The organism is Variovorax sp. Soil_C_12, assembly GCF_057657375.1.
The window spans coordinates 1-470 of sequence record NZ_JBDGIO010000052.1; the positions used below are offsets into that span (position 1 = coordinate 1).

Genomic DNA, 470 nt, shown 5'->3' on the forward strand with positions numbered 1-470 from the left:
GCCGGCGTCAGCAGGACAGCACATTGGTGCTGGCCGACATCGAGGCGCTGTTGCTGGCCAACTTGTATGCTGTGCTTCCCAAGAGCCTGCTGGGGCAAGCGCTGCACTACCTCGCGTCACAGTGGAGCAAGCTCAAGCGCTATGTCGAGGATGGTCGCTACAGCATCGACAACAACGCACAGGAAAACGCCATCCGGCCGTTCTGCGTCGGGCGGCGCAACTGGCTGTTCGCCGACACGGTGGCCGGCGCCAACGCCAGCGCGAATCTGTACTCGCTGCTGCAGACCTGCCAGGTCAACGGCATCGATGGCTACCGTTACCTGCGCGCGCTGTTCATCGCGTTGCCCAAGGCCCAGACGGCCGACGACTACGCCGCGCTGCTGCCCTGGCGCATTGATCTCACCGCCGCCTGAGCGGCTCCTATCCAACCTCCGCCGCAGTGAGAAGGGCGTGGTTCATTGACCGCTTAC

At 64.0% G+C, this 470-nt stretch carries 1 protein-coding gene; it reads left to right on the forward strand.

The genetic code is table 11. From position 1 onward, the window contains the following. On the forward strand, positions 1-413 hold a 413-nt coding region (locus tag AC3A6X_RS36430; RefSeq protein WP_487846722.1), incomplete at its 5' end, for an IS66 family transposase. Positions 414-470: the final 57 nt, after the last annotated feature.